21 protein-coding genes are annotated in these 20,473 nt (G+C 67.8%); 15 read left to right on the forward strand and 6 right to left on the reverse strand.

The window, feature by feature from the left end:
- Window positions 1-14 precede the first annotated feature (14 nt).
- Window positions 15-1,586 carry an EspA/EspE family type VII secretion system effector gene (locus LOK44_RS14215; RefSeq protein ID WP_237570713.1) on the reverse strand — a complete coding sequence of 524 codons (1,572 nt, stop codon included), beginning with the start codon at window positions 1,584-1,586 and terminating at the stop codon, window positions 15-17.
- 330 nt (window positions 1,587-1,916) lie between these two features.
- On the opposite strand from LOK44_RS14215, the gene LOK44_RS14220 reads away from it, so the two are divergent.
- Window positions 1,917-3,248 (forward strand): MinD/ParA family ATP-binding protein, encoded by a 1,332-nt coding sequence (locus LOK44_RS14220; RefSeq protein ID WP_237570714.1) that lies wholly within the window; start codon window positions 1,917-1,919, stop codon window positions 3,246-3,248.
- Window positions 3,249-3,251: 3 nt separating this feature from the next.
- Here LOK44_RS14220 and LOK44_RS14225 read toward each other — a convergent pair whose 3' ends face one another.
- The gene (locus LOK44_RS14225; protein WP_372481242.1) at window positions 3,252-3,995 is read right to left on the reverse strand and encodes a helix-turn-helix domain-containing protein; all 744 of its coding nucleotides are present in this window, start codon (window positions 3,993-3,995) and stop codon (window positions 3,252-3,254) included.
- 303 nt (window positions 3,996-4,298) lie between these two features.
- Between LOK44_RS14225 and LOK44_RS14230 the strand changes: the two genes are divergently transcribed.
- From LOK44_RS14230 to LOK44_RS14250, 5 genes are all read left to right on the forward strand, one after another.
- Window positions 4,299-4,589 (forward strand): WhiB family transcriptional regulator, encoded by a 291-nt coding sequence (locus LOK44_RS14230; RefSeq protein WP_237570715.1) that lies wholly within the window; start codon window positions 4,299-4,301, stop codon window positions 4,587-4,589.
- Between the two features lie 492 nt (window positions 4,590-5,081).
- A complete protein-coding gene (locus LOK44_RS14235) occupies window positions 5,082-5,489 on the forward strand; it encodes a hypothetical protein (protein ID WP_237570716.1) in 408 nt (135 codons plus the stop codon).
- A 115-nt stretch (window positions 5,490-5,604) separates the two neighbouring features.
- Window positions 5,605-6,018 (forward strand): EVE domain-containing protein, encoded by a 414-nt coding sequence (locus LOK44_RS14240; RefSeq protein WP_237570717.1) that lies wholly within the window; start codon window positions 5,605-5,607, stop codon window positions 6,016-6,018.
- A gap of 30 nt (window positions 6,019-6,048) precedes the next feature.
- Window positions 6,049-7,032, forward strand: coding sequence for a pirin family protein (locus tag LOK44_RS14245; protein ID WP_237570718.1), 984 nt, complete (start codon window positions 6,049-6,051; stop codon window positions 7,030-7,032).
- Between the two features lie 11 nt (window positions 7,033-7,043).
- Window positions 7,044-7,334: a GNAT family N-acetyltransferase gene (locus LOK44_RS14250; protein ID WP_237571177.1), complete on the forward strand. Its 291-nt coding sequence runs from the start codon at window positions 7,044-7,046 to the stop codon at window positions 7,332-7,334.
- Here LOK44_RS14250 and LOK44_RS14255 read toward each other — a convergent pair.
- On the reverse strand, window positions 7,324-9,039 hold the full coding sequence (locus LOK44_RS14255; RefSeq protein WP_237570719.1) for a sensor domain-containing protein: 1,716 nt from the start codon (window positions 9,037-9,039) through the stop codon (window positions 7,324-7,326). The two genes, LOK44_RS14250 and LOK44_RS14255, sit on opposite strands and share 11 nt — an antisense overlap.
- 173 nt (window positions 9,040-9,212) lie before the next feature.
- Here LOK44_RS14255 and LOK44_RS14260 point away from each other — a divergent pair, with 173 nt between their 5' ends.
- The gene (locus LOK44_RS14260) at window positions 9,213-10,388 is read left to right on the forward strand and encodes a beta-ketoacyl synthase N-terminal-like domain-containing protein (protein ID WP_237570720.1); all 1,176 of its coding nucleotides are present in this window, start codon (window positions 9,213-9,215) and stop codon (window positions 10,386-10,388) included.
- A gap of 184 nt (window positions 10,389-10,572) precedes the next feature.
- Entirely contained in the window at window positions 10,573-11,598 is a 1,026-nt protein-coding gene (locus LOK44_RS14265) for a fused (3R)-hydroxyacyl-ACP dehydratase subunits HadA/HadB (protein ID WP_237570721.1), read from the forward strand.
- Between the two features lie 10 nt (window positions 11,599-11,608).
- On the opposite strand, the gene LOK44_RS14270 is transcribed toward LOK44_RS14265, so the two are convergent.
- Complete coding sequence (locus tag LOK44_RS14270; protein ID WP_237570722.1) at window positions 11,609-12,325, reverse strand: FadR/GntR family transcriptional regulator; 717 nt, start codon at window positions 12,323-12,325, stop codon at window positions 11,609-11,611.
- Between the two features lie 120 nt (window positions 12,326-12,445).
- On the opposite strand from LOK44_RS14270, the gene LOK44_RS14275 reads away from it, so the two are divergent.
- The gene (locus tag LOK44_RS14275; protein WP_237570723.1) at window positions 12,446-12,958 is read left to right on the forward strand and encodes a gluconokinase; all 513 of its coding nucleotides are present in this window, start codon (window positions 12,446-12,448) and stop codon (window positions 12,956-12,958) included.
- A 36-nt stretch (window positions 12,959-12,994) separates the two neighbouring features.
- A complete protein-coding gene (locus LOK44_RS14280) occupies window positions 12,995-14,473 on the forward strand; it encodes a GntP family permease (protein WP_237570724.1) in 1,479 nt (492 codons plus the stop codon).
- 59 nt (window positions 14,474-14,532) lie between these two features.
- Here the strand turns inward: LOK44_RS14280 and LOK44_RS14285 are convergent, their stop codons facing one another.
- Window positions 14,533-14,700, reverse strand: a complete 168-nt coding sequence (locus LOK44_RS14285) for a hypothetical protein (RefSeq protein ID WP_237570725.1) — start codon at window positions 14,698-14,700, stop codon at window positions 14,533-14,535.
- A 295-nt stretch (window positions 14,701-14,995) separates the two neighbouring features.
- Between LOK44_RS14285 and LOK44_RS14290 the strand changes: the two genes are divergently transcribed.
- Both LOK44_RS14290 and LOK44_RS14295 read left to right on the forward strand, forming a co-directional pair.
- Window positions 14,996-16,309: a sensor domain-containing phosphodiesterase gene (locus LOK44_RS14290; protein ID WP_237570726.1), complete on the forward strand. Its 1,314-nt coding sequence runs from the start codon at window positions 14,996-14,998 to the stop codon at window positions 16,307-16,309.
- Window positions 16,310-16,379: 70 nt separating this feature from the next.
- Window positions 16,380-17,480: an MBL fold metallo-hydrolase gene (locus LOK44_RS14295; protein ID WP_237570727.1), complete on the forward strand. Its 1,101-nt coding sequence runs from the start codon at window positions 16,380-16,382 to the stop codon at window positions 17,478-17,480.
- Window positions 17,481-17,485: 5 nt separating this feature from the next.
- Here the strand turns inward: LOK44_RS14295 and LOK44_RS14300 are convergent, their stop codons facing one another.
- A complete protein-coding gene (locus LOK44_RS14300) occupies window positions 17,486-18,472 on the reverse strand; it encodes an amidohydrolase family protein (protein ID WP_237570728.1) in 987 nt (328 codons plus the stop codon).
- Between the two features lie 130 nt (window positions 18,473-18,602).
- Between LOK44_RS14300 and LOK44_RS14305 the strand changes: the two genes are divergently transcribed.
- From LOK44_RS14305 to LOK44_RS29755, 3 genes are all read left to right on the forward strand, one after another.
- Window positions 18,603-18,920 carry a hypothetical protein gene (locus tag LOK44_RS14305; RefSeq protein ID WP_237570729.1) on the forward strand — a complete coding sequence of 106 codons (318 nt, stop codon included), beginning with the start codon at window positions 18,603-18,605 and terminating at the stop codon, window positions 18,918-18,920.
- A 92-nt stretch (window positions 18,921-19,012) separates the two neighbouring features.
- On the forward strand, window positions 19,013-19,696 hold the full coding sequence (locus LOK44_RS14310) for a GAF and ANTAR domain-containing protein (protein ID WP_237570730.1): 684 nt from the start codon (window positions 19,013-19,015) through the stop codon (window positions 19,694-19,696).
- 97 nt (window positions 19,697-19,793) lie between these two features.
- Window positions 19,794-20,468 (forward strand): DUF1942 domain-containing protein, encoded by a 675-nt coding sequence (locus LOK44_RS29755; protein ID WP_308192747.1) that lies wholly within the window; start codon window positions 19,794-19,796, stop codon window positions 20,466-20,468.
- The last annotated feature ends 5 nt before the right edge of the window (window positions 20,469-20,473 follow it).

Consider the following 20,473-nt stretch of genomic DNA (forward strand, 5'->3'; position numbering starts at 1 on the left):
TCGCTCTCATTGTTCTACCGTGCCGCCACTGCCGTCGACCCGGTTCCTGCATCCCGGCCGTCCGACGACCCGATTCGGTCGCCCACCGGCCGCTCGGGGTCGACGGGCGCGCGCTCGCCGCCCGGCGCTCCGGGCCCTGCCCCAGCGGCGTCGGGCTTGCCGTCGCCATCGGTGTCCTGTTCGACGTCGAGCACTCCGTCGCGGTTCTCGTCGTCCTCGGCGTCGGTCACGCCGTCACCGTCGGAGTCGTCGCGCACGTCGGGCACGCCGTCGCGGTCCGAGTCCTTGCCGGCCTCGTCCTTCGCCTTCTGCTCGGCGTTCTGGTTCAGCGCCTGCTGCACCGCTGACTGGATCAGGCTGGCGAGTTGGGCGGCATTCACGCCCGCCGCCGTCGCGGCGGGTAGCGCACCGGCAGCGGCGGGTGATGCGGCGGCGGGCGCGGCTCCCATCGGGGGTGCCATCCCGCCGCCGGATCCCACCGACCCGGCCGGCGGGGACGCGGGTGCGCTCGGCAGGTCGGACGCCGGCACGTCGTCGTCCGCCGGTGCTGCGCCGACGTCCGAGGCCGGGGCTCCGCCCGATCCACTGCCACGGGACGCCCCGCCACCCGCGCTGCCGCCACCCGGGGTGCCGCCCAGCGCTCCGCCGGGATGATCGCGAGAACCTTCGTCGCGGTCGGTCTGCTCACCGTCGGAGGACTCGCCGCCGGGCTCGTCACCGGGCTTCATGCCCCCGTCGTCGGTTGGCTCCGACGGCGGCGGCACGTCGGAGCCCAGAGTCTCGATGCTCGGACCCCCGCGCGACATGGTTCCCAGCCCGGTGACGCCCTGGTACCGATCGGCGGTCTGGTGGATCTCCGCTGCGTTCGCGTTGACCTGCTGAGTGAGTTCGACGAGTTGGGTGGTGCAGACGCCGAGTGCTCTGGTGACGGCGGCGATCTCCATCGCGAGGGCGGCGCCCTGCCCGACATACGGCGTGGCCGCGACGAGCATCGACACCAGGCCGACGTCGGCCAGCCAGTCGCCTTGGTCGTCGAGTGCGGTGCGGGTAGCGACGATCTGATTCGCTTCCCGGGTCAGAACCGCGTTGACCTCTTGGTCCGCCGCCGACACCGCCCGGACGCGGCCGACCTGTCGCTCGTTGGCATCCCCGTAGGCGCCCGAGCCGCGGCCCGACCAGCAGTCGTCAGGGTGCGCCGACGACAGCGTCGCGCCTGCCCGTTGGAACCGCGCCGCGCCCTCGCCGAACCGCGCGCCGTCCTCGGGGGCGCCGAAGCCCGTCGTGAGCTTCATCCCGCCGATGGCCTTCTGGCCGCCACTGAGGATCGGCCGGTTGGCGCGCTTGAGGAACCGCTGGACGTCGGGACGCGCGAGGAACTTGCACGCGTCGTCGGCGTAGTTCGACAGCTTCCGGCCGAGCTTGGCGAGATCTGCCAACCTTCCGACAGGGGAGAACCGTTCGAAGAGGTTGCCGAGCCCCTTCAGCCCGCGTGCGAGCGTGTCGGCTTCACCGGCCAATTCCTGTCCTGCCTTGCCCACCTCCCACAGCGCATCGCCGACGTCCTTGATGTCCCCGACCAGACTCATTCACCCCAACCCCTTCGCCGATGAGGACGCTACCAGCGGTTCCTGCCCCTTGGATGCACCAATTTTCAGCGCTCAGTGAGTGCGGTCGGCGTCAGGTCACCGCAGCTGAGACGGTGCTCCCGACGCCGTCACGTCGGCTGACTTTGCTCCGCAGCGCACCCCGAAACGTCGAAACAGGTGTTTGCTGACGATCACCGCGCAGCGGTCGGAACGCTGCGCTGCCTCGGGTCTGGCCGCGGCGTGGTTGATACTGGCCGTGGTTGTCATTGGCGAAAGTCGAACTGGCGATCAGACCGCCTCGTTCCATATCCGGGAAGGGAGTCGTGTGCCGTGAGCGATCGCGACGATGCTCTGCGCAGACAGCTCGGGTGGACAGGACCCGAGGAAACCGACTACGAACCGCCACCGGCGGAGCCAATGGCGGCCCCGGCGGCATCCCCGTTGCCCAGCCGGCCTCCCGTGGACCCCCCGCAGTACGCCCCGCCACCGCCTCCGCAGCCACAACCACAGCCACAGTGGAACCAGCACCAGGCGGGCTGGCCGCAGCAGTACCCGCAGCAGCCGCCGCCTCCCCCGCCGTCGCAGCCGCCGCACGGCCAGCATCCGCAGCGGCCGGGTGGCCCGATGCACCCCGGCCAGCAGGCGCCGGGCGGATGGCAAGGCCAGCCCCCGATGCACGACACCCGCGTCATGCCGCCCACCGCACCCGGGTCCTACGCCGATCGCATCCGCGCAGACCAACTCGTCCCCGCCAAGCGCACTGCACCGGCGCGCGGTTGGCGACGCACGCTGTTCCGCGCCAGCTTCGGCTTGATCAACCTCGGACCGTCGCCCGACGAGATCCGCCAGGCCGAACTCGAGGCGCGCATCCGCGGCGGCCTACGCGGCCACTACAAGATCGGCGTCATGGGCAAGGGCGGTGTCGGCAAGACCACCGTCTCGGCCAGCATCGGCTCGGTGTTCGCCGAACTCCGACAGGACGACCGCGTCGTCGCGATCGACGCCGACACCGCGTTCGGCAAGCTCGGCTCCCGGGTCGACCCCAAGGCGATGGGCTCCTACTGGGAGTTGGCCGCCGACCAGCACCTCGAAACCTTCGCCGACATCCGCAGTCGCGTCGGCAACAACGCCGCAGGCCTGTTCGTCCTCGCCGGTGAGGGCAGCCCCGCCCGCCGACGCGTCCTCGATCCGGCGATCTACCGCGAGGCCACCGCCCGCCTCGACAAGTACTTCACCATCTCGATCGTCGACTGCAGTTCCACCATGGACACCCCCGTCACCCAGGAGGTGCTGCGCGACCTCGACGCGCTGGTCGTCGTGTCCTCGCCGTGGGTGGACGGCGCTGCAGCGGCCGGTCAGACCTTGGATTGGCTGGCGGCGCGCAACCTGCACAGCCTTCTGCAGCGCACGGTCGTCGTGCTGAACGACTCCGATGGGCACGCCGACAAGCGGACGCGAGGCATCCTCGCCCAGCAGTTCGCCGGGCAGGGCCAGAAGGTCGTCGAGGTGCCGTTCGACGGGCACCTGCGGCCCGGTGGCGTCATCGAACGCACGGCAGAGATGGCACCCGCGACGCGGCGCAAGTTCCTCGAGATCGCCGCCGCGCTGGCCGAGCACTTCCCGACGAGCGACGACCGGGAGCGCGGCCGCGACCGGTTCTAGCGGTCAGCGCCAGTCGATTTGGGTCACCAGCGACTCGATGAGGTCGGTGACGTCGTCGGGCACCGTCTGCCCGGCCTCGGTGGCGACCACGGCCGAGTCCGGCACGCCGGCGGCCTGGGCAGTCTCCTCGATCGTCAGGTTGGCCCGGCGCCGCGCAGCGTAGAGCCGCTGGCCGAGCGGCGCGCCCGGTGCCGTCGCACCGAGCAACGACAGGTCGTCGATCTGGCGTCGCACGGCGCTCAACGCCTTCAACAGCGACGGCGTCACTCGGCCGATGCGGGCCGCGCTCGCCGCCACCGACTCCAGTTGACGGAGGTCGGCCAGCATCGCGGTGACGCGCGGCGTGAACCCGGAGTCCTCCACCGGCGGTAGCGATGTGGCGGCGTCGGCCAGGGAGCGGACGGCTGTGTCCACGGCCTGCGCGACGAGCGACACCTCGTCGCCGTTCGCGGGCGGTGCGCTCGGTGGCGGTTCGGGTGCGGCGGCCGTGGCGACGCCTTGGCGCAGCCGGGCGATGGTGCCCTGGGGCCACTGCAGCACTTCCTCGAGCTTTGCCCGAGTGCGCTCCCGCGGCCAGCTGCGCCCCTTCTCGAACGAGATGAGCGCGCCGGCGTTGATGATCCCCTCGGCGGCAAGGCGGCGCTGACTGATGTCGAGTTCGCGGCGGCGGGCGGCCGCGGCAGCGCCGGCGCGAACCATGCCCGGGTCGACGGAACCAGCCGCATCGGCTGGCTCGACGTTGACCACGCGCCGTCCCTCTCGTTCAACTGCTGCACTGCTACGTCTGACCCACCTTAGACGGGTCAGCCGGTCACCGAAAGCGTTGCGGCCCGGCAATTACAACCATGTCATTGCGATGGTTCGGCGGCAGAGTGTCAGCGCTGTGCGCACCGTTTGCCCGTACCACGCCCCGCCTGACGTGCCTTGATGCGTCGAAACGCACCCCGCTCGAACCAACCATTGCAAAACTGTTGCATCGCTACGGTTACTGCTATAGATTCGCTCCATCGCGCATCGGCAACGTGGCGCACGACCCAATAGGAGCCAGAAATGAACGCAGTGGGGATGGACGGACTGCCCGTCGGAGAATGCACCCGCGACCCCGAACGCTGGGTGTCCAGGGCCGACGAGGAAGCCAAGGCCATCTGCCGGCTCTGCCCGCGCCGATGGGCCTGCGCCCGGGAGGCCGTCGAACTCCCGCGCGCCGAGGGCCTGTGGGCAGGCATCGTCATCCCAGAAGCCGGCCGGGGCAGGACCTTCGCCCTGCGTCAGCTCCGCTCGCTGGCCGAGCAGAACGGCTACTCCGTCCGCGCCCGCAGACTGTTCCTCGAATCCGCCTGAGACCGCCTGACCACGCGCCTCGCTGCCGGTTTCGAGGGGACGGCAGCGGGGCCGCGAAATTCGTGGGCCCGGTAGGAACAATCTTGGGCGAGAGGCCGTTAAGCTATTCGTACGGCTCCGGACAATGCCCCGGGTACCACCCCTTAAGTCGCCGAGAGCGACCACTTGCCGAGAGGCGCATAGGCGGGGCCGTACTTGGAAGCCGCCGACGCTCACGCGTCGGCGGCTCTCCTCGTCTTTGGGACCAACACGCCTGTTGGGGCCGGACGCTCCTCCTGGACCGAACGCGCGCCGCGTAACCCGCTTGCGCGGCGTGTGAACCATCCACGCGCAATCGCGACAAGCTAGCAGCGGACCCGTCGACAACCACCCACGACGACCTCCGGCGACCGAACCGCTCACTTTTGCTTTTCGGCCCGAGATCTATAGGGAGAAACCCTATCCCTCGCGCAAGCGGCAACCATTGCCAAAGGCGGGCGTTACCGTCCGAACATGAACGAGCAAGACATCACTGCCCAATCAATCGCCGTCACGCTGAAGAGGTCCGCCCGTATCGCGGCGGCGCTTCCCGACGAAGTCCAACTCATCCGCGACATAACGATCGAGCGCCTCAAGTCCGGTCCGAAAACTGAAACGGCCGACTTGTGGGCACACCTCGGCGAGCACATGCGAGAGGTCATCCCAGGAGTTCTGAACGACCCTCGCTTGGCGGGACTCGGCGACAAACTCGAGGCGGAGAACAAGAAAATAGAGGAAACGGGCCCAGAACACTTCAGCCCGGCGAAGGTCGCCGGCACGGCAGCCGGCGCTATCGCCATCCTCGCCATAGCCGTCGGTGCATACTGCACCACCGGCCCGTATCCCGCGAAGGGCGAGTCTCTGCCAGCTCATTGCACCTAGGCCGCGAAGCGGGGGTGTACTTCCTTCATCGCCGAACGATCCCGCGCCTGTGGATGAACTCGCCACTGTGGATGACCAACGCGATCTGTCGTGAACCGCTCCTAGCGTGATCTCCATGACGTACTGGATCAACACGGTCAGCCGGGGCCACGTGCAGCGCGGCGTGGCCGGTGGCTTCACGCAGGCCAATCACGGACGACCGCACATGCTGCGCAAGATGGTGAAGGACGATTGGATCGTCTTCTATTCGCCGAAGACCGACTATCCCGACGGCGATCCGCTGCAAGCGTTCACCGCCATCGGACAGGTCACCGACGACGAGGTATATCAAGCCGACCTAGACCCCGAGTTCCAGCCCTGGCGTCGCGGCATGCGCTTCCTGCCGTGCGCGGAGACACCCATCCGCCCGCTCCTGGACGACCTCGACTTCGTCGTCGACAAGTCGCGCTGGGGGTACCGCTTTCGGGCCGGCGCCTTCGCGATCGACGAGCACGACTTCGAGGTGATCCGGACCGCCATGACGGGCTGAGTAGACCGCCACCTCACTACTGTGGTTGCGGTGAGCAACACCGAGGTGGCGCCGGACGAAGTCGCCTGCGGCGCCGAGCCGTTGGCGACCGTGTCGACGGAGGTCCTGCATCCTCGCGACGTCCCGCTGGGCGGTCCCCGCGCCATCCGGGTGCGCCGTACGCTCCCGCAGCGCGACCGTTCGATGGTCGGCGCATGGTGCTTCGCCGACCACTACGGGCCACACGACGTCACCGGTGGGTCGGGCATGGACGTGCCGCCCCATCCGCATACCGGTCTGCAGACGGTGAGCTGGCTGTTCGCCGGTGAGATCGAGCACCGCGACAGCGGCGGCGTGCACGCCATGGTCCGGCCAGGGGAACTCAACTTGATGACTGCGGGCTCGGGCATCTGCCATTCGGAGGTATCGACGCCGAGCACGACGACGCTGCACGGCGCTCAGCTGTGGGTGGCGCTGCCCGATGCCGACCGCGACACCCCTCGCGACTTCGCCCACTACGTGCCGCCGGCCCGGACCCTCGGCGCGGCAACGGTGCGGGTCTTCCTCGGCGAGCTGGCAGGTGACCGCTCCCCCGTCGCCACGTTCACGCGACTGCTCGGCGCGCAGATCGACCTGCCGGCCAACGGGACCGTCACCCTCGACGTCGATCCCTCGTTCGAGCACGGCGTCCTGCTCGACCAGGGTGATCTTCGCGCCGGTGGCGACGACCTCGGCATCGGTGATCTCTGGTACCAGTCCCCCGGCTGCGATCGCGTCGAGTTGACCAACCGCGGCGACACCCCCGCCCGCGCCCTACTCCTCGGCGGCCCACCGTTCGAGGAGCAACTGGTCATGTGGTGGAACTTCGTGGGCCGCAGCCACGACGAGATCGAGGCGTTCCGCGCGCAGTGGCAGGATCAGGACGAGCGGTTCGGTGAGGTGACGGGATATCCGGGTACCCGGCTTCCGGCGCCGTCGCTGCCCAACGGCAGGCTGCGCCCCCGCCGCAACCCGACCCAACGAGGAGCACCGTGAGTTCCGAACCCATGACCGACAAGACCGGCGCACCCGTCACGGTCTCCGAGGAGCCCGGCCGGTTCACCATCGCCGTGGACGGCCGCACGGTCGGCCTCGCCGACTATCACGACCGCGGCGGTCAGCGCGTCTTTCCCCACACCGAGGTCCAGCCGGAGTTCGAGGGTCGGGGCCTAGGCACGATCCTGGTCGCCGAGGCGCTACGGGTCACCCGCGAGGAGGGCCTGCGCATCGTGCCGTCGTGCTCAATGGTGGCCCACTACATCCAGAAGCATCCGGAGTACGCCGACATCACCGACTGAACCGGTTCCCCGGCGTCGGCTTCGCACTGGTGGAGAACACCACGGTGCGACGGCGCTGCGCCTTGGCGGCGTACATCGCGCGGTCGGCGACGCGGAGCAGCGTCGCGCCATCGCGATCGTCGGCGGCGCCGGTCTCGACGACTCCGACGCTCGCGCCCATCTGCACCGCGAAGCCGGCGACGACCACCGGCTCGGCGAGCATCGTCTGAATCCGCTCGGTCACCGCAGGCAGTTCGCCCGGTTGGAACGGCCCCACCAGCAGGACGACGAACTCGTCGCCGGCGAATCGGCACACCACGTCGTCCTTGCGCACCGCGCCCCGCAGCCGTTGCGCTGCAGCCTGGATGACGGCGTCGCCGGCGTCGTGGCCCAGCGAGTCGTTGACACCCTTGAGGTCGTCGAGGTCGATGAACAACACGGCCGCCAACTCGCCGTGATCCCGTAGCCGTCGCACGCTGTCGAGCAGGTACGCGCGATTGGGCAGGCCGGTGAGAGGATCGTGCAGCGCCTGATGGGCGAACCGCTCGGTTGCCGACCGGCTGGCCGAGATGTCCCGGAATGAGATGAGCACGGCCGAGCGGTCCCCCTCCTCGGGATTCAGCCGGCACGTGCTGATGGCCAGCCAGCGTGCTTGGCCGTCGGCGGCATTCATGTTGAGCGCCTCACCGGTGAAGGGCGTGCCGTCGCGCAGCGTCTGCAACACCGGCGGCTTGGAGAACGACCGGATCGGCGCACCGTCGGCGTCGTAGACGAGGTACTCCCAGTGCTCCGACCACACGCGCGTCAACTCGCGATAGCCCACCACGAGGTGGTCTGCAGTGACACCGAGTAGCCGCTTCACGGCGGGGTTCACCGAGAGAATGCGGCCGGTGTGGTCGAGTACCAGTACACCCTCGTCGAGTGAGGCCACCACCGTCTCGAAATGCTGCTCGGCACGCCGCAGAGCCGTCTGGTCCGTGCAGAGCAGAACGTAGCCGTCGTCCATCGCCGCCGCCGAGACTCGCACGGTGAGCATGCGGCCGCCGACGTCGTAGTGCGTCATGGTCGCCACGCCGCCGAGGTCCATGATCTTCTGCGGATCGAGTTCGGCGCCAACGGCTTCCGTCACCGGCCGCCGCATCACCTCGTCGGCCGAGCGGCGGTAGATCGTCTCGGCGGCCGGGTTCCAACTCGTCACCTCGCCGTCCGCGGTCGTGGCGATGATCGCGTCGCTCACGTGCTGGACCAGCGCCGCCTGGTAGCGCAGCGCCGCCTCGACTGCCTTCTGCGCCGACACGTCGCGAAAGATCACCTGATAGGCGGGCTCACCGCTCCATACCGTCAGCACCGACACCGCTTCGACGTCGAGGCGGGTCCCGTCGAAGCGCAGCATCGTCGCCTCGGACGGTTCCGAGATATCGCCCTGGCGACGCAGGCCGGCGATGCGCGACAGCATCGCGGGAACCGATTCGGGATTGACGAACGCCGTGATCATGTGGCCGATCATCTGGTCCGCGGAATCCGCTCGCATCCACCGCAAGCCGGCCTTGTTGACGTAGACCAAGCGACCGTGCTGATGCACGCAAATCGCATCCGGGCTGTGTTCGAGCAGCCGTCGGTACCGCTCGTCGGCGGACTCGTTACCGGCTAGGGACAGCTCCGCGGGAGAGTCATCGGTAGCGCTGACGTCTGCCGCGGCGTCAATCTCGTCATCCCCCAGTGTCACGAACATCCTCGGCGATTTCTGCGTTGCGTCTGACAATCCAAGGTAACACCGAATTCTGGGCCCTTCCTGCGCAAATTCGATTCACCTGACTGGTCAATAAGCCCTCGGTGACGGTTAATCGAAGGCAGGCGGGCCCAACCCTGGGCTCGACCAATCGGGAATGGGGAAATCACATGCGTGCAATTCACAACGGCACCAACATCATCGGCGTCGGAGCGGTGACTGGCTACGGCTGGGGCGCCGGATTGCTGTGGGACGGATTGATGAGCAGCAAGCCGGCCGCGGACCTGGTCGACGGCTACGGAGCCGACGGTGAAGCGGCCTGGCTGGCAAAGGTGCCCGTGGGCGGCGACGCCCGCGACGGAGCGAGCCGCTCGGCGCGAGCCATGCGGTTCGCCGCCCGCGAGGCCATCACCGACGCCGGGGAGCGCGGCTGGACGCCGGGCCGCCGGGTCGGCCTGCTCCACGCCGTCGTGCTGCCCGAGATCGAGGAGTGGCGGCAGTTCTACCTCGCCGACGGCGGCCAGCGGAAGGTGCGCGACTACCTGGCGCTCATGCCGTCCACGCCGGTGTCGATGCTGATGCAGGAGTTCGGCTTTCACGGTCCGGCGATGAACGTGTCGGCGATGTGCGCGTCGGGCAACGCCGGACTGATCACCGCGAAGATGTGGCTCGACACCGGTCTGGTCGACGACGTCGTCTTCGTCGCCACCGACCTGTCGCTCACCCCGGAGAACGTCGAGCACTTCGTCAAGCTCGGCGTCGCGGTGATCGACGCCGAGCCGCTCGACGCGTGCCGGCCGTTCCAGCAGGGCAGCCGGGGGTTCGCCGTGGGCGAGGCGTCGGTCGCGTTCGTCCTGTCCGGCAAGGGCGTCGTTCCGTATGCCGAACTCCTCGGCGGGTCGATGACGCACGACGCGTTCCACGTGACGTCGGTCGACCCGGCGCGCACGCTGGTCGACGAGTGCGTGCGGGAGGCTCTGGACGCATCCGGGGTCACACCGGCCGACATCCGGTACGTCAACGCCCACGGACCCGGCACCCAGCAATGTGACACCGCCGAAGCAGGCGTGGTCGACGAGGTCCTGCGCGGCCGGCCACAGATGTTCTCGATCAAGCCGCTGGCCGGGCACTGCCAGGGCGCGGCCGCGGCCGTCGAGGTCGCCGCGAGCGCACTCGGCTACGAGTACGGCGTGATTCCCGCGCCGCCCTCGGTGGCGCCGGGCCACGCGCGCCTGCTCGACGGCCCGACGCCGATCTCGGGCGGCCTGACGCTCAAGACGTCGCTGGGCATGGGCGGGCAGAACTCGGCCGTGGTGCTGGCACCTCCAGGCGTCCGGGCGGCGTGACGTGGACGGGGTCGTCGTCGGTCGGTCTCGGCGGTGGTGCGACCATCGAGCACGGCCGACGACGCTCCGCTCGCCGTGGCGGACGGGCGGACCGCCCGTAGCGGTCTGCGTCCGTACGTGGTCTTCGCGTTAGTGTGCCTTGGCCGGCCCAGGCGTCCGATCAGATGGAAGAGTTGAACGATCCATGACTGCAGCAGCTGAACCGTTGGCACTCGAAGCGCGGGTCGGACACTGGTACCAGATGGCCGACACCTACGTCGTCGGGCGCGAGAAGATCCGCGAGTACGCCCGCGCCGTGCAGGACTACCACCCTGCGCACTGGGACGTCGCGGCCGCCGCGGAGCTGGGTTATTCGGACCTGGTGGCACCGCTGACGTTCACCTCGACCCCGGGCATGACCTGCAATCGCCGCATGTTCGAACAGGTCGTCGTCGGCTACGACACCTACATGCAGACCGAAGAGGTCTTCGAGCAGCACCGCCCGATCGTGGCGGGCGACGAACTGCGGATCGACGTCGAGCTGACCTCGGTGCGCAGGATCGCGGGCAGGGACCTCATCACCGTCACGAACACGTTCACCGACACAGCAGGCGAGCGGGTACACACCCTGCACACGACGGTCGTCGGCGTGACGGCCGATGACCTCAACCCCGAGATCAAGACCGCGGTGCAGAACGCGATGATGCACGACGTCGACATCTTCGGCGTCGGCGAAGAGGAGTACCACAAGACGGAGCGTCCCGACGGGGACGTTCGGCTCTCCGACGGCGTCTTCAGCCGTACGCCGGGCACGCCGTCGTTCGATGACGTGAAGGTCGGCGACGAACTGCCCGCGCGCCACGCCAAGTTGTCGCGCGGCGACCTGGTGAACTACTCCGGCGTGGCCGGTGACGCGAACCCGATCCACTGGGACGAGAGCATCGCCAAGCTGGCCGGCCTGCCCGACGTCATCGCCCACGGCATGCTCACCATGGGACTCGGCGCGGGTTTCGCGTCGTCGTGGTCCGGCGATCCGGGCGCGGTCAGCCGCTACGCGATCCGACTGTCGGCACCTGCGATCGTCTCGGCCACCGAGGGCGCGGACATCGAATTCAGCGGCAAGGTCAAGTCGCTCGATCCCGAGACCCGCACCGGTGTCGTCATCGTTGGCGCGAAGTCGGCGGGCCGCAAGATCTTCGGGCTGGCGACGCTGGACGTGCGCTTCCGCTGACGCTCGGCCGTCACTGGGCCGACGGGGCGTCCTCGACGACCGCCGAGGTGGCCTCGTCGATGATCGCGCGCATCGCCTGCTCGGCCTGCTTCTCCTCGCCCATTCTGATGGCACGGGCAACCTCGTCGTGCAACGCGATCGCCGCGATGTTCGGCCGTTCCGGCATCATCCCGTGATGCGTTCGGCCACTGAGCAATTCGGCCACCACACCGTTCAGTGCCCGGAACATCTCGTTCCCGCTGGCCTCCAGCAGCGCGCGATGAAACGCCCTGTCGGCCACCAGATACGCGTCGAGATCACCCGACCGGCCGGTGACCACCATGTCGGACACGGCGGCGGCCATGATGCGGCACTGGTGTGGATCGGCACGCCGCGCTGCCAATGCCGCCGCGGCCGGCTCGAACCCGAGGCGTAGTTCGGACAGCGAGACGAGCAGGGCGACGCGGTCGCCGACGTCGAGTCGCCACCGGATCAACATCGGGTCGAAGACGTTCCACTTCGACGCAGGCTGGACCGTGATGCCGACCCGGCGTCGCGACTCGACCATGCCCATGGACTCCAGGACGCGGATCGCCTCCCGCGCGACGCTGCGTGACACTCCCTGGTCGGCACTGACCCCCTCCAGGGTGAGAACGCATCCGGCGGGGTACCGGCCGGACACGATGGCCGTGCCCAAGGCAGTAACGACGCTGCCGTGCAGTGCGCCACCATTGGGCCGGTCGACCATCTTCAAATGATGTCAGAGAGTCGCATCGGGCGGTAGAGATCGCATCTTTGCGTCCACCCCTTGCAATCGTATGACGATTGTTGGAAGCTGTGTGATGTCGCACACAGGAAGGTGGAGGGCATGGCCACACCGATCGTCGTCATGGGGGTCTCCGGGTCGGGCAAGTCGACCGTTGGGGCCGCACTGGCGCAACGGCTGCGAGTCCCGTTCGCCGACGCCGACGACTTCCACCCGCCGGCCAACATCGCGAAGATGACGGCAGGCCATCCGCTCGACGACGACGACCGCCTTCCCTGGCTCGATTCAATCGGGGAGTGGCTGGCGGCGCACGGCGACGGTGGCGTGATGAGCTGCTCGGCCCTCAAACGCAAGTACCGGGACCAGTTGCGCGGGCATTGCCCGGCAATCGAGTTCCTGCATCTCGAGGGCACGCTCGAGACCATCGGCAGGCGGCAGGCCAGCCGACCCGGACACTTCATGCCCGCAGCGCTACTGGCCTCGCAGTTCGCGACGCTCGAGCCCCTCGAACCCGATGAGCGCGGCGTCAGGATCGACGTCGACCAGAGCATCGACACGATCATCGAAACGTACGTAACCACAACGGATTCACGCTCAACTGAGGAGGACCAATGATTCGGGGCATTGAGATCGACGTGATTGGGGGGTCTCGTGGAGGCCATTGATCCGGCGTACGGAACTGCGACGCTGCTGCTGATCGCGGCGGGCGCGGTCGCCCTACTGCTGTTCCTCATCATCAAGGTGAAGCTGCACGCCTTCCTGGCACTCGTGCTGGTCAGCCTCCTGACGGCACTGGCTGCTGGCATCCCCGTCGCCGACGTCCCTAGCGCGCTGTCCTACGGGTTCTCCAACACGCTCGGCTCGGTGGCCCTGCTCGTCGGCTTCGGCGTGATGATCGGTCGCCTACTCGAAATCACCGGTGGCGCGCAGGTTCTCGCCGACACCCTGATTGGTCGGTTCGGCGAGAAGCGGGCACCGCTGGCGCTAGGCGTGGCCGCGCTGCTGTTCGGCTTCCCGATCTTCTTCGACGCCGGTCTCGTCGTCTTCCTGCCGATCATCATGACGGTGGCCCGGCGCTTCGGCGGCTCGATCCTGTTGTACGCGTTCCCCGCCGCAGGAGCCTTCGCCGCCATGCACGCGCTGGTTCCTCCGCACCCGGGTCCGGTGGCCGCAGCCGAGCTGCTCGGCGCCAACATCGGCCTCACCCTGGTCATCGGCGTTCCGGTGGCCATCGTGTCCTGGTACGTCGGCGCGTTCCTGGTGTCCCAGTTCATCGGTCGGCGCATCCACGTCGACATCCCCACCTCGCTGTTCGGTGAGATCAACGGAGGCCGCGACGCCGACGCGGGCGATGGCGTCGACGGCGTGGATCGCGACGGTGGCGCCGGGGTGTCCGACACGGGCGGCGCAGCCGCGACCGGCACGGCACGCACGGCAACCCGCACGGCGCCTGCCTTCCCGACCGTGCTCGGCATCTTGATGCTGCCGTTCGTGTTGATCTCGTTCAACACCGTGCTGGACACCCTGATGACTGCGGGTGTCATCGAGGAGGGCGCCACGTGGGCGGAGTACCTCAAGCTGCTCGGAACCACCTCGATCGCTCTGCTGATCACCGTGATCGTGGCGACACTGGTGTTGGGGTTGCGCGGTCGGTCGATGGCCGACGTGACCGACATCCTCGACAACGCCCTCGGCCCGATCTGCGCGATCATCCTGATCACCGGCGCCGGCGGGATGTTCGGTGGCGTGCTGCGGCTCAGCGGCATCGGAGATGCTCTCAGCGGCTCACTGTCGAACCTCGGCATCTCGCTGATCTTGCAGGCCTTCATCATCGCCACCCTGCTGCGCGTAGCGCAGGGCTCGGCCACCGTCGCCCTGACGACGACGGCCGGACTGCTCAGCGCCGCTGTGGCCGCTGCCAACCTGAGCAGCATCCAGCTCACGGCGCTGGTGATGGCGATCGCCGCGGGTGCCACGGTGCTGTCGCACGTGAACGACTCGGGCTTCTGGTTGGTCAGCCGGTTCTTCGGCATGGACGTCAAGACGACGCTGAAGACGTGGACGGTCATGGAGACGACGCTCGGGCTCAGCGCGTTCGTGTTGGCTCTCGGGTTGTGGGCCATCGGCTGACGAGGCGCACGTGGTCGACGCGGATCACCAGTCGCTCGTTGGGTCATCGCGCCCAGCGGTCACTGGTGGTCCGCGCAGACCGTCTTGTCATCGACGTTCCCGACCGGCTGACGTTCATCGCGCCGATTCAGGTAGCGGCAGACCAGCAATACGACGGTCGTCGGGCCGAACAACACCAGAACCGGAAGCAGATCCGAGAGGCATTCCGCCAAAGAACTCGAAGACATGCATCGATTGCACGCCGTTGCAGGTCGGCCGTCGACGGCCTTGACGGAATCCTTGCGGCCGAGTGTCCATCGTCACTCGTTGTCTGCAAGGTTTCCGTCACGATGCGGAACTTCGTTGCAAGGAATCCGTCAGCACCTTGCGGCGCATACGCAGCACGCTGGCTCCGCCACTGGATATCCTTTGGTTTGGAGTTTGCCCAGTCGGGGCAGCCGAACACTCGTGGCGTCGATCGACGCTTGACGAAGCGAGCGGGGGCAACGTGCTCGACTACACATCGCGTGTGAGTAGACGCCCATGACGCGTGCCCCGGTCACCCCCTCGCGTGAGGACCTCGATGGTGCAGTAGCCGGCACCGGCCTCAGGGCGGTGTTCCAGCCCATCGTCTCCCTACCCGGGGGCCGAGTCGTCGGGTACGAGGCGTTGGCGCGTTGGCCTCACCTCGCCGGTGTGCCGCGTGAGGACGTCTTCACCTACGCCGTGCGGACGGGGCGGGCAGCCCTGCTGGAACGTCACTGCATCGAGGCAGCCATCGGTGGCGCGCGGGCCGCCGGTCTAGCGCCTGGTTCGACGCTCTTCATCAATTGCGAGGCGACTGCGCCATTCCTCAGCCGATCCGACAGTGACGTCCTGGCGCGTGGCGCCGAGCGATTCCGGATCGTCTTCGAAGTCACCGAACGCAGCCTGCTCGCCCACCCGCCCGACCTGCTGCGAAAGGTCGTCGCGCTCCGCGAGGAGGGCTTCGCCATCGCACTCGATGACGTGGGCGCCGACATGAACGCGCTCGCTCTGCTCGACGTGCTGGCGCCCGACGTCATCAAGCTCGACATGTCTCTCGTCCAGTCGCGACCTCACTACGAGCAGGCCCGCACGTGGGCAGCGGTGCTGGCCCATCACGAGCGCGCCGGCGCACGCGTGCTCGCGGAAGGCATCGAGACGGTCGAACACCTCGATCGTGCGCTCGCGTTGGGCGCAACCCTCGGACAGGGCTACCGCTTCGGGCATCCCGCTCAGTTGGCGAGCGATGCGACGGCGGAGGCCCCGTCGCCTCCGATCCGAACCCAACACCCGTGCGTCGACTTCGGGTCGCCGTTCGACACGGTGGCGAGCCACCAGTCCACTCCTGGCGACTCGGCACCGATCGCGATACACCGGCACGACAAGGCCACCGTGGTGGCGCTGTCGCGGTACCTCGAGCAGCAGGCGTTGCAGGCCAGCGACCCTCCGATGGTCCTCACGGCGCTTCAGGAGGCGAAGTACTTCACGGGCGAGACCCGAACCCGGTACGAACGTCTCGCCATGCGGTCCCCGCTGGTCGCCGTCTTCGGCCGCGACGTCGCAGACCACCTCGGCTCCGGAATCCACGGCGTGCGCTTCGATCGCGATGACTCGTTGCAGGATCAGTGGATCGTCCTCGCGCTGGGGGCGAACATCGCGACGGCCCTGGTGTCGCGCGAGGTTCCGTCCCACAACGGCGCGGGCGATCGTGGCGAGCAATCCTTCGACGTGACCTCGATCAACGACAGGACCCTGGTGACGGGGGTGGCACGCCAACTGCTGAGCCGGATGCTGACGCCGGCGCACCCGAATCACCGACGATTGGTCAACTGAGCAATCCCGCGCCAGACGACTCCGACCGCGAAAGCGCTTGTCGGGCCGCTAACGACCTAGGCTCAGCGGCATGGCGGACTCATGCGGATGCCAATCCGATCAGGGGCATCCCATCTCGAGGCGGGCAATCCTGGCGTCGGCCCTCGCCAGCGGGGCAGTGCTGAGCGCGACGGCGGGCACTCCGAGAGCATCGGCGCAACCCACGCTCAGGCTGCCCGACACTGCGTTGATCACGCTGGGCGTGCAAGCCGGTCCGCCGCCCGTTCCCAACAAGACGGGAATCTCCTCGGCGCTCGTGGTCGGCGGCGACGTCTATCAAATCGATTGTGGCCTCGGCTCGCTCAACGCATTCACGAACGCGGGACTTCGCTTCGACGATCTGAAGAGCATGTTCATCACCCACCTGCACACCGACCACGTCGTCGACTACTTCAGCTTCTTCCTCTCGGGCGGCTACACCGCGGCGAAGGGCAAGGCCCCGGTGACCGTCTACGGTCCCGGCCCGGCCGGCGGGTTACCGCCGAGCCGGGTCGGCAACGCGAACCCCGCCACGATCGATGTCGGCAGCCCGACGCCGGGGCTCGCCGCCACCACGGCTGCCCTGCAGCAGGCGTTCGCCTATACCAACAACATCTTCATCCGCGACATGGGCACCGATGACATCGCTACCCTCGCCGACGTCGTCGAGATCGCCGTGCCGCCAGGCTCCGACTTCCTGAACCGCTCGCCGGTGATGGCACCGTTCCCGGTGATGTCCGACGGCAACGTGACTGTCACGGCGACACTGGTGTCCCACTACGACGTGTACCCGGCGTTCGCCTTCCGGTTCGACCTGCTGAAATCTGGTGTATCCGTTACGTTCTCCGGTGATACCACCAAGTCCGAGAACGTAATTGCGTTGGCGCGGGATACGGACGTCCTCGTGCACGAGGCGCAGTTCAGTTTGGACGACGCCTACTACGGCAACAGATTCCCGCCGGACTATCTGGTGAAGTCGCATACCTCCGCAGAGCAGGTCGGCGAGGTGGCCGCCGCGGCGAACGCCAAGCACGTCGTCCTGAGCCACTACTCCCCGACGGACCTGCCCGACACAGAATGGCAGACCGCCGTAGGGAGGAATTACTCCGGCAAGATCACCGTTGCGCGCGACGGCCAGATCTTCGAACTCTGAGCGTCCTAACCGCCCAGATGCCGGGGGAGTCGGTCACCGAACAGCCGAATCGCGTTCTCGGAAGCGACATTCCGGCGGTCGCCATCTTCCATGGGAAATGACGACAGGAAGTTGGCACCGTCGGCGTTGTCGTCCATGGGGTAGTCCACGGAGAACATGACCCGGTCGGCGCCCATGACCTCGAGGGTGCAGGCGAAGGCCGGCGGGCAGAAGTTGCCGCTCGTCGTGACGTGGAAGTTGGTGAGCAGGTACTCAGACGGCAGGCGTCGAAGACTCCTCGTCGAATCCCCACCGAGCCCGTAGTAGCGGTCGATCCGATAGGCGGCGAACGGCAACATCTCGCCGAGGTGACCAATGATCATCTGTAGCCCGGGGAACTTGTCGAAGAGGCCCGAGTAGATGAGCCGCAGCACGTGGGTCCCCGCCTCGGCGGCGAATCCCCAAGACGCGAGGTGCAGACCCTCGGCGACATAGGGCTTGAACCAGGCCTCCATCACCGCGGGATGCGGCGTCGTGGGGTGCAGATAGATCGGCGCCGCCAGGGCTTCGGCGCGCTCGAACAGTGCTTCGTATGGCGGATCGTCCAGGTAGCGACCCTGGCAGTGCCCGTTGATGAGTGCGCCCACGAGTCCTAGATCGGTGACGGCGCGCTCGAGTTCGTCGGCCGCGGCGTCTGGGTCCTGGGTCGCCAGTGTGGCGAAGCCGCCGAAGCGGCCGGGGTTCGACCGAACGCTCTCGGCCAACTCGTCGTTGGCGCCGCGGGCGAGGTCGATCGCAGTGGCCACGTCCCCTTCCTCCTGCACGCCCGGGTCGAACAGCGACATGATCTGGAAGTCGATGCCGGCGGCGTCCATCTGCTCGAGACGCAGGGTCCCCCGGTCGTACAATCGCTGGTGCGCAACCGGATCGTGGGACTTCAGCCAGGTGGCGACGGGGTTTCCGACACTCGCCGGATCCCAGGCGAAGTGCTCTTCCAGTGCGATCAACGGCATGCGGCACCCCTACGGTCAGACGACACGAGCGCAATCGTTCGTGAAGGTATCCCATCATCGGCCGCCGCCATCGGCGTCGGGCGTAACGTCATGAACAGGCTCTTCAGACACAGGAGCCGGAGGAAGGGCCATGAAGCCCAAGCACCACCCATCCACGAGTTTCCGGTCCGCGCGCCTGCGGCGCCTGACGGAGCGGCTCGAGGGCATCAGGCGACGCCGCTCCGAACTCGCCGTCGGTCGGCCCATCACACCCGATGACGCCGAGACCGCTCGCCTCAACAGCGTCGCGGCCAGCATGCAGGCGGCCCTCGCGCACGACAGGTTGGCGGAGTTCCACGATCGGGCAGCCGCAGGTAGGCGGACTCCTGATGCAGAACGTCACCGCGCTGCCTCGGCTGCCCACCGCGAGGCGAGCGACGACGACCTCCGTTCGGCTTTCGAGCAGTAGAACGAGTTCTCACCGTCGGCCATGGCGAGGCGCATACTGAAGCCCTGACCGCCAGCACGAACCCTCCATCGCGGCAGCGGGAAGTAGCTCCCATGACGAGCCGCGAAGACCACGACACGTTCTTGCGTACGGCGATGCACGACATCGCCGACCACCTCAGCCGTCATGACGACATCGGCGACACCCTGGCCTCGGTCACGGCGTCGGCGGTCGAACTCATCGACGGCATCGACTACGCGGACGTCCTGATGATCACCGATGGCGAGTTCCGCTCGGTCAAGCCGACGACGCCGATGCTCAGCGAGTTGGACCAGCTGCAACAGCAGGCCGGCGAGGGTCCCTGTCTCGAGGCCGTGGTCACCGACTCGATCATCCGCTGTCCCGACCTGTCGAGCGACGAACGTTGGCCCCGCTTCGCTGCGGGCGCGGTCGAACGCGGCGTCTACAGCATGCTGTCCTTCCAGCTCTATACGACCGACAACGGTGGCGGTGCACTCAATCTCTTCGGTCGCAAACGCCAGACGTTCGACACGGCTTCGGAGACCGTCGGCGCCATGCTGGCCACACAGGCGGCCATAGCGATCATCGCCAGCAACCGGCACACTCAGTTCGAGTCGGCACTGGCCAGCCGCGATTTGATCGGTCAAGCGAAGGGCATTCTCATGGAACGCTTCTCGATCGACTCGGTCGCAGCCTTCAACATGCTGCGCACGCTGTCGCAGACCAGCAACGAAAAGCTTTGGCACATTGCGCAGCGCGTCGTCGACAGTCGCTGACGGGCCGGCCGCCTACTAAATTCGTCGCGTCGTTTCGACGCGAACTCGCCGGGTATCGGTGCTGTGACCAACCAGCACTGCACGAGGAGTCCACAGCGTGAAGACAGAGAAGCTCGTGGTCGCCGTCGCGGCCACCGCAGTTGCATTCGGCATCGGCGTCGCTCCCTCGGCGTCGGCCGCGGGCAATGTCCAGACCGTGGGCATCGAAGAACTGCTGCGAGACCCCACCGGCACGGAGATCGCCTACACGGTGACCAAGATCGTCCCCAGCGGCGATTCCGTCGCGTACCCGGTCGGTGGCCGACTCTACGAGGCGACGGTGATGGCCAGAGCGCTACGGGGAACGGTCAATCCAGTCGTGCCGTTCTTCAACGCCCGTTCGGCGAGCGGAGCCAACTACCCCGCACTCGCCCAGGTGTCGACGCTGAGCGCAGGCCCACTCTTCGAAGGTAATACGACGACCGGCAAGGTCTACTTCGACGTGGTGGGCGACCTGCCGAACAGCGTCGTCTACGACAACGGACCCGAGGACCTATTGACCTGGGTCCAGGCCGGCGAAGCGATGCCCGGCGGAGCCTCCGGCGGTGGATCGACGGGCGAGGGCGGTGGCGGCTCGCAAGGAGTTACCGGGTCGACGGGACCCAACAACGTCAGTACCTCGACGTCCGGCGGCGAGTCCGGGAACACCGGTGAAGGCGGCACCGAAGGCGGCGGCGGGAATCTCGATTCCGGTGGCGGTGCCGGCGCACCCAACGGCGACACGGGCGACTGACCCGA

Source organism: Mycolicibacterium lacusdiani, assembly GCF_021916785.1.
GTDB classification, from domain to species: Bacteria; Actinomycetota; Actinomycetes; order Mycobacteriales; family Mycobacteriaceae; genus Mycobacterium; species Mycobacterium lacusdiani.

Coding starts and splice junctions, on each gene's coding strand:
- LOK44_RS14215 (WP_237570713.1), bottom strand. CDS start 1,586: ATGAGTCTGGTCGGGGACATCAAGGACGTCGGCGATGCGCTGTGGGAG.
- LOK44_RS14230 (WP_237570715.1), top strand. CDS start 4,299: ATGAACGCAGTGGGGATGGACGGACTGCCCGTCGGAGAATGCACCCGC.
- LOK44_RS14235 (WP_237570716.1), top strand. CDS start 5,082: ATGAACGAGCAAGACATCACTGCCCAATCAATCGCCGTCACGCTGAAG.
- LOK44_RS14240 (WP_237570717.1), top strand. CDS start 5,605: ATGACGTACTGGATCAACACGGTCAGCCGGGGCCACGTGCAGCGCGGC.
- LOK44_RS14250 (WP_237571177.1), top strand. CDS start 7,044: ATGACCGACAAGACCGGCGCACCCGTCACGGTCTCCGAGGAGCCCGGC.
- LOK44_RS14260 (WP_237570720.1), top strand. CDS start 9,213: ATGCGTGCAATTCACAACGGCACCAACATCATCGGCGTCGGAGCGGTG.
- LOK44_RS14265 (WP_237570721.1), top strand. CDS start 10,573: ATGACTGCAGCAGCTGAACCGTTGGCACTCGAAGCGCGGGTCGGACAC.
- LOK44_RS14270 (WP_237570722.1), bottom strand. CDS start 12,325: ATGGTCGACCGGCCCAATGGTGGCGCACTGCACGGCAGCGTCGTTACT.
- LOK44_RS14275 (WP_237570723.1), top strand. CDS start 12,446: ATGGCCACACCGATCGTCGTCATGGGGGTCTCCGGGTCGGGCAAGTCG.
- LOK44_RS14285 (WP_237570725.1), bottom strand. CDS start 14,700: ATGTCTTCGAGTTCTTTGGCGGAATGCCTCTCGGATCTGCTTCCGGTT.
- LOK44_RS14290 (WP_237570726.1), top strand. CDS start 14,996: ATGACGCGTGCCCCGGTCACCCCCTCGCGTGAGGACCTCGATGGTGCA.
- LOK44_RS14295 (WP_237570727.1), top strand. CDS start 16,380: ATGGCGGACTCATGCGGATGCCAATCCGATCAGGGGCATCCCATCTCG.
- LOK44_RS14300 (WP_237570728.1), bottom strand. CDS start 18,472: ATGCCGTTGATCGCACTGGAAGAGCACTTCGCCTGGGATCCGGCGAGT.
- LOK44_RS14305 (WP_237570729.1), top strand. CDS start 18,603: ATGAAGCCCAAGCACCACCCATCCACGAGTTTCCGGTCCGCGCGCCTG.
- LOK44_RS14310 (WP_237570730.1), top strand. CDS start 19,013: ATGACGAGCCGCGAAGACCACGACACGTTCTTGCGTACGGCGATGCAC.